Origin of the sequence: uncultured Faecalibaculum sp., from assembly GCF_910588395.1 — a bacterium.
Lineage (GTDB): Bacteria > Bacillota_I > Bacilli_A > Erysipelotrichales > Erysipelotrichaceae > Faecalibaculum.
The window spans coordinates 1-8,919 of the sequence record NZ_CAJUPA010000061.1; the positions used below are offsets into that span (position 1 = coordinate 1).

Below are 8,919 nucleotides of genomic sequence, written 5' to 3' on the forward strand. Positions count from 1 at the left end.
ATAAACGCGGTTGTCGACTTGAGCATCAGGCAGCAAGTGCTTACGGAATCAAGGCACTTTACGAAAAAGCATAAACAAAACCCCGGGGAAACCCGGGGCGTTTTTTAATGCCTCACCATTTGAACATCTGCCTCAAATTAACGTCAGTTGGGCAGAGTACATATAAATAGGGTAGAAATCCGAAATCCAACTGTACAACCCCTATCAACTTAATAGTGACAAACTAGTGACAAATGAGGTAAAAAGCCTTTATGTAAAGGGGCAGATTTGAACACAGAAGTCAAGCTCTCTTGCGGTGACGATAGCCGGAAGGCAAAAATAACACATGGCCACTGAGAAAGCCGGTATCCGAAAGGGTGCCGTTTTTTTTATTTCGGAGTACATGCAGACAGCACAGTCATCCGATCCCGGGCCCCGGCCAGGGCCGCAGGCCCCATCGGCAGAATAATTGTATTATACGTGTCAGGACGTATTGATGGACAGGTTGAGGTACGCTGAAAAATCCGATATGATACCACCGGATGCGAAGGAGGCAAAGAGTATGCCCAGTCAGGTTGTAGTAGGCACTCAGTGGGGTGACGAAGGAAAAGGAAAAATCGTGGATGTTCTGGCGGAACAGGCGGATATGGTTGTCAGATTCCAGGGAGGAGACAACGCAGGTCATACGCTTGTTGTAAATGGAAACAAGCATGTGCTGCATTTGCTGCCAAGCGGCGTGCTGCATGAAGAAGGCACCTGTGTGATTGGCCCGGGTGTGGTGTGCAATCCATTTGTTCTGCTGGAGGAGATGGAGACGCTGGAAAAAAGCGGATTGTCCACTGATCACATCATCATTTCCGACCGTGCCCACATCCTGATGCCTTATCACCGCTATCAGGATCATCTGGAGGAAGCGGAGAAGGAAAACAAAATCGGAACCACAGGAAGAGGAATCGGCCCGGCGTATGCGGATAAATATGCCCGCCGGGGGCTGCGGTTCCATGAATTCATGGATCTGGATTCTTTTCTGGAGAAACTGAAAACCAATCTGGCTCACAAAAACCGTCTCTTTACAGGGGTATACGGCGCTGCGCCGATGGATTATGAAGAAATGGCGGAGCAGTTCAGAAAGATTCACGGACGGATTGTGCCGATGATCAAGGAAACCACGCATCTGGTGAACAATGCACTGGATGAAGGGAAAACGGTGCTGTTTGAAGGGGCGCAGGCCTGCATGCTGGATATCAACTATGGTACATATCCGTATGTGACGTCTTCCAGTCCCACGAGTGCTGGTGTGACGGAAGGTGCCGGGATCGCACCGAGCCGAATCAATCAGGTATTCGGAGTTGTCAAGGCGTATTCCACGCGTGTGGGAGAAGGGCCTTTTGTGACGGAGCTGGAGGATGAGACTGGCGAGTGGATCCGCAGGCAGGGCGGAGAATATGGGGCAACCACAGGCCGTCCCCGCCGGACAGGCTGGCTTGATCTCATGGTTGTGGCACATGCGGCGATGCTGAATGGTCTGACGGATATCACTTTGACGAAGATTGATGTGCTCACAGGCCTGGATGAGCTGAAGATCTGCACCGGATATGAGATCGATGGAGAGGTTTTCACGTATGTTCCTTCGGATCAGGAGCTGGTTGCCCGAGCAAAGCCGGTTTACAAAACTCTTCCGGGATGGAAGGAAGACATCACACAGATCCGTGAGTATGACAAGCTGCCGCAGGAAGCCAGAGACTACATCTCGTTTATTGAGGAGTATGTGGGTGTTCCTGTAACGCTGGTTTCTGTGGGACCGGATCGGGAGAACAATATTTATCGCGAGTCATAATCTTGGTACAGCCGTCTTTTTATGCCTAAGATAAGGGCAGAAGAGCCGGTGTATCTACCGGAGGAGGACTGTTATGAGACGTGAATGCGCAGAAGCTGCTTACAAGATGATCAGAAGTGGCATGACGATCGGACTGGGCGGTGGCAGAACGATCCAGTATCTGATTGAGTTCATCAATATGGGAAATCTGGAAAACATCAAGGTTGTGACCCCGAGCATGGCGACGGCTCTGGCTTGCAAATCCCACGGGATTACGGTAGTGCCAACATGGCTGACGTCAGCTCTGGATATTGCCTTTGATGGCTGTGACCAGGTGGATGCTTCTCTGAATGCGCAGAAAACTGCAGGTGCGATTCTCACCCAGGAGCGGATCGTGGCGGCGATGGCGAAGGAATATGTGGTTCTGGTGGACAGTTCCAAGCTGGTGCAGAAGCTGACGTTCGAGTATCCGGTGGCAGTGGAAGTCATTCCCGAAGCTTTCAGTTTCGTAAAAGCCAAACTGGAGCAGATGGGGGCCCAGGTGGCATGGCGGACTGGCACTGGAAAAGATGGAGGCGTCATGACAGATCAGGGCAATCCCATTCTGGATGCGGCATTCAGCTCTGTGCAGGATCCTGCAGCGCTGAACGAGTCGATTTCCTCCATACCGGGTGTGGTGGATACATCTCTGTTTGTGGATGTGGTCACCCGGGCTGTGGTGGCTCAGCCGGATGGATCGGTTCAGATCATAGACCGTCCCTGAGTCAGAAATTTGCAGTCATCAGACATGAAAAGCCTTCCGCAGAGGCTGTGTTCGCTGAGGCGACGCAGCCGGCGGAAGGCTTTTTTGCTGTTGTATGGAAATTGTTCCGGTTTCCGCGGCTTTCATATTGCCTGATGACGAAGGCAGTACATCAGGATGGAACCTGCCACGGCCACGTTCAGGCTTTCAAAGGCGTCCATTTCAATGTAGACCGTATCTGTGCACAGCCGGATCAGTTCTTCCCGGATTCCCTGTCCTTCATTGCCCAGAACCAGCGCCCACCGGCTGGGTGCTTTCAGATCCGCAAGGGGAATGCTTTCATGATGCAGGGCAGCGGCAAAGACGGGCATGTCCTGTTTCAGCTCTCTGATCCGGGTATCCGGATCGCAGGGCAGTACCGGAATGTGGAAAACGGCTCCCTGAGATGCCTGCAGGGCTTTGGGACCAAAGGGATCGGCGCAGTGACTGGTGCAGTATACAGCGCTGATTCCAAAGCTGCAGGCGGAGCGGATCAGCGTTCCCAGATTTCCCGGATCCTGTACATCATCCAGCAGCAGGACGCGCTGGAGCGCAGCGGGTATATGGCAGTTGGGTTTGCGGACTGCTCCGATGATCCAGGGATCGGATTCCTGCAGGGAGAGCCGGTTCAGAACCGGCTGTGTGCAGATCACTGATGCGGATTCAGGGACCCAGTCGGGAATGTCATGGGTATCGAGAATGAACAGAGTTTCCAGAAGACCGGCCTCCAGTGCTTCCTGCACCATGTGCTCTCCTTCAACCAGAAACCGCTGCTGGCGGTCCCTTTCCTTTTTCCGGTGAAGCTTGCTCAGCTCTTTGACTGTATTGTTTTTGGCGGATTCAATGCGTTTCATGTGATTCTCCTCGCTGTTTTCCGTAATGGCAGGCGCAGCTGACGACATAATGGTAACAGAATGAAGAGGTGACGATTCATCAAAAGCGCAGTAGGTGGTGGCCTGCTGCGGGAGGGGACAGCCGGAAGTTGGAAAGAGGAGCAGCAGGATGTACACCCTGACAGCTGATCCGCTGACTAATCCGGCTGCATGACAGAAGCGGGAACCGGTTGCGGGAAAAATCCAATCTCTGTATAATGAAACATATTTGCAACGGGAAGCCTGTTTCACCGCCGGCTTCCACGAATACAGCCAAAGCAAAGACAGGACATAGTAATCCTTTACCCCCGGACAGAGAGTCGGCAGCTGGTGGAAAGCCGATGCGGGAAAGCAGGATGAATTCACCCTGGAGCAGGAGCAAATCTCCTCCGTATCAGACGGTTATCATGAAAGAGAGCGCACGGCGAAGCAGGATGGTACCGCGGGTTATGCCCGTTCCTGCATTCGTCGTTTTTTTGTGCAGAAAGGATGAGAAATATGGATGAAATGCAGAAGCTGCAGCAGACAGCGCTGGAGGAAATCAGCCAGGCTGCCACGACGGCGGACCTGAATGATCTTCGTGTCCGGTATCTGGGCAAAAAAGGATCCGTACAGGCACTGATGAAGAACATGAAGTCGCTGCCTGCAGCCGAAAAACCGGCGTATGGTCAGAAAGTGAACGGCCTGAAACAGGAACTTCAGACGGCGATGGATGCCAGAAAAGAGATGCTGGAGAAAGCGGAACTGGACCGCCGGATTGCCGGAGAAAAAATCGATGTGACGCTTCCCGGACGTCAGCCTGCTGCCGGATCGCTGCACCCGCTGACACTGGTGCAGCAGGAGCTGGAGGATCTGTTTGTGGGACTGGGTTATCAGGTGATTGAAGGACCGGAAGTGGTGGAAGACCTGTACTGCTTTGAACGGGCCAACATTCCCAGGGATCATCCCGCCCGGGACATGCAGGACTCTCTGTACATTGATCCGGAACATCTGCTCCGGACTCACACCACAGCACTGCAGATGAAAGTTCTGGAAGAAGAAGCCCCCCGGGACATCAAAGTCATCTGTCCGGGAAAGGTCTACAGACGGGATGACGATGATGCAACACACTCTCATCAGTTCACACAGATGGAGGGTCTGGTCATCGGCGAGCATATTTCTCTGGCGGATCTCAAAGGAACGCTGGAGTTCCTGGCCAGGAAGATGTTCGGCCAGGACCGGGAAATCCGGTTCCGTCCCAGTTACTTCCCCTTCACGGAGCCCAGCGTGGAAGTGGATGTGACCTGCCATGTCTGCGGCGGCAAAGGCTGTCCCACCTGCAAGCATACCGGATGGATTGAGATTCTCGGCGCCGGAGAAGTTCATCCCCATGTTCTGGAAATGGCCGGATACGATCCGGCGAAGGCACAGGGGTTTGCCTTCGGTGTGGGCATTGAACGGGTGGCGATGCTGAAATACGGCATTGATGACATCCGGCATTTCTATACCAACGACAAGCGTTTCGCCAGCATGTTCGGGCGGTTTGAATAGGAGGCTAGCATGAGAATTTCAAGAAAATGGCTCAGCCAGTATATGGATCTGTCGGATCTAAGCCTGGAAGAACTTGCGGAAAAAATCACAGCTGCCGGTTTTGAAGTGGAAGGCACCGAAATTCTGGGACAGGGAACGGGTCTGGTCATCGGACAGGTTCTGACCTGTGAACCCCATCCGGATTCGGATCATCTGCATGTGACCACAGTGGACACCGGGGATGAAGTTCTGAACATCGTCTGCGGTGCCCCCAATGTGGCTGCCGGTCAGAAAGTCATCGTGGCCCGACCCGGTGCCAGACTGCCCGGCGGGGAAATCAAGGCAGGCAAAATCCGGGGTGTGGAATCCTGCGGGATGATCTGCGCGCTGTTCGAACTGGGTGTGGACCGGCACCTGCTCTGTCAGGAACAGATCGACGGCATCGAAATCCTGCCGCAGGATGCACCGGTGGGACATGAAGATCCCCTGGAGTATCTGGGATACCGGGATGAGATCCTGGAAATCGGTCTGACACCCAACCGCAGTGACTGTCTGGCAGCCTTCAACATGGCAGCGGAAGCCGGTGCCATTCTGAACCGCCCGGTGACTTTGCCGGCGTTTGAAGGCGCTGCGGATGAAGGAAAGCCCACGGATGCCATCTGCCGGACAGAAACCGAAGGATGCAGCCTGTTCATGGAAAAAGTCATCGGGTCTGTCACCATCAAGCCTTCTCCCAAATGGATGCAGGAACTGCTGCGGGCTTCCGGGATGCATTCCATCAACAACGTGGTGGATATTTCGAATATCGTCATGCTGGAAACCGGACAGCCGATGCATTTCTATGACATCGACGCCATTGCCGGTCATGAGATCACAGTCAAAGACGGTTTTCGGGAATCGTATACAGCGCTGGACGGCGTTGCATATCAGCTGGAACCGCAGGATCTGGTGATCACCAATCAGGGCCGTCCCATTGGCATTGCCGGTATCATGGGCGGGGAAGATTCCAAGATCCTGGATACGACCAGGGGACTGATCATTGAATGTGCTCTCTTCGATCACGTGCGGATCCGGAATACCGCCCGGCGTCTGAATCTGAACACGGAAGCCAGCCAGCGGTATCAGAAGGGAATCGAACCCCTGGCAGCGCAGAAAGCCATGGACCGGGCAGTTCAGCTCCTGAAAGAGTATGCAGATGCCACAGACATCGAAGCCACTGTCATTGCCGGCAGCGACGGGTACAAGCCCAGGGAAATCACCTGCACCCTGGAAGAAATCAATCACCGGCTGGGTACGGATTTCAAGCTGGAGGAAGTCGTGGATGTTCTGGAAAGACTGCACTTTTCTCCGGTGACGGAGAATGGAATCATCCGGGTGACGATTCCCAGCTGCCGCACGGATATGGAAGGCATGGCGGATGTGTCGGAAGAAGTCATCCGCCTGCTGGGATATGACCGTCTGCCATCCACACTGCCGGAAATGCCCATGACAGAAGGAAAACTGGATCCGATGCAGCGCATGACCCGCATGACCCGCACGATGTTCTCGGAGCTGGGATTCCAGGAAGCGCTGACCTACACACTGGTTTCCACAGAGAAGAAAGAGGAAGCCGTTCTGACCTCCGGAGATGCCATTGAGCTGGCATCGCCGCTGTCGGAACAGCGCCGCTGGATCCGGACTGGCATTCTGCCCAGTCTTCTGGAAGCCGCTGCCTACAACCGCAGCCGGAAAGTGAAGGATATCGCTCTCTTTGAGATCTCCGACATTGAGACTGCCACCAGCCGCACCCGGCAGCTGGCGTTTGTCATCGAGGGGAACCTGCAGAACAGCGAGTGGACACACGTGGCACTTCCCGCGGATTTCTATACCGCGAAAGGAATCCTGGAAGCCTGGCTGAAACGTCAGGGAATCGATGAAGCCAGAATCCGCTTTAAAGCAGATGCCATTTCCGATCTCTTCCATCCATACCGCTCTGCCAGAATCTTGGTTGGCCGGGATATAATTGGGGTTGCAGGCGAGATTCATCCTTCCAGGGGCAAAGAACGCACGGTCATGGCTGAAGTGGACATGACCAGGGTGCTGAAGCTGAAGAAATCCAAAGTACGCTTCAAGCCGGTTTCCAAGTATCCGGCAGTAGACAGGGACATTGCCCTGGTGCTGAAGCAGGATGTTCCTGCAGCAGCAGTGAAGGAAACCGTCCTGCGCCAGGGACGTCTGGATAAGGAAACTGTGATCCGGGATGTACAGATCTTTGACGTCTATCAGGGAGAACATGTGGCTGAAGATGAAAAGAGCCTGGCGCTGCGCCTGGTGTTCCAGTCCGACAAAAAGACACTGACAGATGATGAAATCGGATCCGTGATGGACAAAGTCCTGTCGGCTCTGGAAAAAGAGCACAGTGCGAAGCTGAGAAGCTGACCGGTTCACGCAGCTGCCGTCAGCTGACGTAATTCGAATCAGCAGAAGGGAGAACGAGGCAGACTGCCGATGTTCTCCCTTTTTCCTGTGTTGCTCATATACAGACCGGTATCACATCAGCCGGATCAAGCCACCGGGTCCTTCGTTTGCAGACTGCGGCAGCCGGCGGTGAAGAGGCGGGATTCCTGCAGAGAGGACAGGAGAAAGAGCCGTCAACGGGGATACAGGGATGTGCTAGAATATCTCTGATATGGACTATTACACAAAAAATGACTGGAAAGATACCTTTGAGTCCTGCGGCATCCGCCGCGGTTTTCAGGTTCTCCTTCAGCTGGATGAGATTATGGGATCTGAAACAGCAGGCGGCATTCTGACGATTCTGGAAGCGCTGATGGAAGTCGTCACGGAAACCGGACTGATTATGGTCCCTGCCTTTACGGATACAGCCCTGGATCCTGCTTCCGTTCATGATCCAGCCTGCAGTTATGAAAACTGGGCCGGATACCGGCGAAGTCTGACAGGATATGACCCGGGTGTCAGTCCATGTCCGCAGACAGCCATGCTCCTGCAGCGAATCCCTGGCGCCCGGCGGACCGAACATCCGGCTTTTTCCTTCGTGATCTGGGGAACTGCTCAGCCTGAGACTATCAGACAGCCTCTGGATTTTCCTGTCAGCTTTGAACCGGCACTTGCGTTTTTTGACGATCCCATGTCCTGCTGTCTTCTGCTCGGCCGCCCATGGCAGGAAAGTCTTCTGCTGCAGGCCGTGGCACACCTCACCGGTCAGGAAATTGTGAGTATTCAGAAAGCCTGGCTGCATCGCCCTAAACGGAATCTGGCAAAAAGCTATCTGACGGGGAAACCGGATCCGGGAAAGCTGGAGGAAATCCTGGAACTGATCCAGTGCGAAGAGCGGATGACCCTCACTGGTCCAGCCTGTGTGATGTCTTTGTACAGCCCCTCCTGGAAAACACTGGAAATCTGGAAAATCAGCCGCGATTCAAAGAAATCTCAACAGAATTGAAGCTGCAAAATGGATTGGTGATACGGACTGTGGGCAGTCCTGGCCGGGGCGGATATGAGGAAAGGGGAAAAGGAGGCTGTATGGGAAGGGTGGATGCTGCAGATGAATGGCGGGTGCCTGTATTGAATGTGTGAGGTCTCCATTGAATGATGGGAGGCTTCGGGAGAAAGCCGGGAGAGTTGCACGAACTGTCCCAATTTGCACTTACTGGTAAAACAGGATAGAAAAATGCAAAAAAGAACAAAAAAGTGGTTGCATTCTCCTGTGACTGTGGTATTATAAGTGAGCCGCAAGTCAGTTGAACTTATCAACTGAGTCATCGAATTGAATGAATAAAAAGTTCAAAAAAGTCGTTGACAAGCTCTTGCGGACGAGTTATGATATATAAGTGCTGAGGGAGCTGGTTGTCCTTGACAGGATGGCTGCTCACTTGGGATGATTATCAGGCTTTGGGCTTCAGATACAGCTCACAGCTGAAGGAAGCACCTGTATGGTGCCGACGCTCTTTGAAAACTGGACA

The 8,919-nt window shown here is 53.5% G+C and carries 6 protein-coding genes; 5 read left to right on the forward strand and 1 reads right to left on the reverse strand.

What is annotated here, in order from left to right; genetic code table 11:
- Positions 1-541: 541 nt before the first annotated feature.
- Together QZ305_RS11250 and rpiA are read left to right on the forward strand one after the other, a co-directional pair.
- On the forward strand, positions 542-1,816 hold the full coding sequence (locus QZ305_RS11250) for an adenylosuccinate synthase (protein ID WP_294732047.1): 1,275 nt from the start codon (positions 542-544) through the stop codon (positions 1,814-1,816).
- Between the two features lie 73 nt (positions 1,817-1,889).
- A complete protein-coding gene (gene rpiA, locus QZ305_RS11255; RefSeq protein WP_294732049.1) occupies positions 1,890-2,558 on the forward strand; it encodes a ribose 5-phosphate isomerase A in 669 nt (222 codons plus the stop codon).
- Positions 2,559-2,680: 122 nt separating this feature from the next.
- Here the strand turns inward: rpiA and QZ305_RS11260 are convergent, their stop codons facing one another.
- A complete protein-coding gene (locus QZ305_RS11260) occupies positions 2,681-3,430 on the reverse strand; it encodes an RNA methyltransferase (RefSeq protein WP_294732051.1) in 750 nt (249 codons plus the stop codon).
- A gap of 516 nt (positions 3,431-3,946) precedes the next feature.
- On the opposite strand from QZ305_RS11260, the gene pheS reads away from it, so the two are divergent.
- From pheS to QZ305_RS11275, 3 genes are all read left to right on the forward strand, one after another.
- On the forward strand, positions 3,947-4,978 hold the full coding sequence (gene pheS / locus QZ305_RS11265; RefSeq protein WP_294732052.1) for a phenylalanine--tRNA ligase subunit alpha: 1,032 nt from the start codon (positions 3,947-3,949) through the stop codon (positions 4,976-4,978).
- Positions 4,979-4,987: 9 nt separating this feature from the next.
- On the forward strand, positions 4,988-7,375 hold the full coding sequence (gene pheT, locus QZ305_RS11270) for a phenylalanine--tRNA ligase subunit beta (RefSeq protein ID WP_294732054.1): 2,388 nt from the start codon (positions 4,988-4,990) through the stop codon (positions 7,373-7,375).
- A 250-nt stretch (positions 7,376-7,625) separates the two neighbouring features.
- Entirely contained in the window at positions 7,626-8,399 is a 774-nt protein-coding gene (locus tag QZ305_RS11275) for an AAC(3) family N-acetyltransferase (protein ID WP_294732056.1), read from the forward strand.
- Positions 8,400-8,919 lie beyond the last annotated feature (520 nt).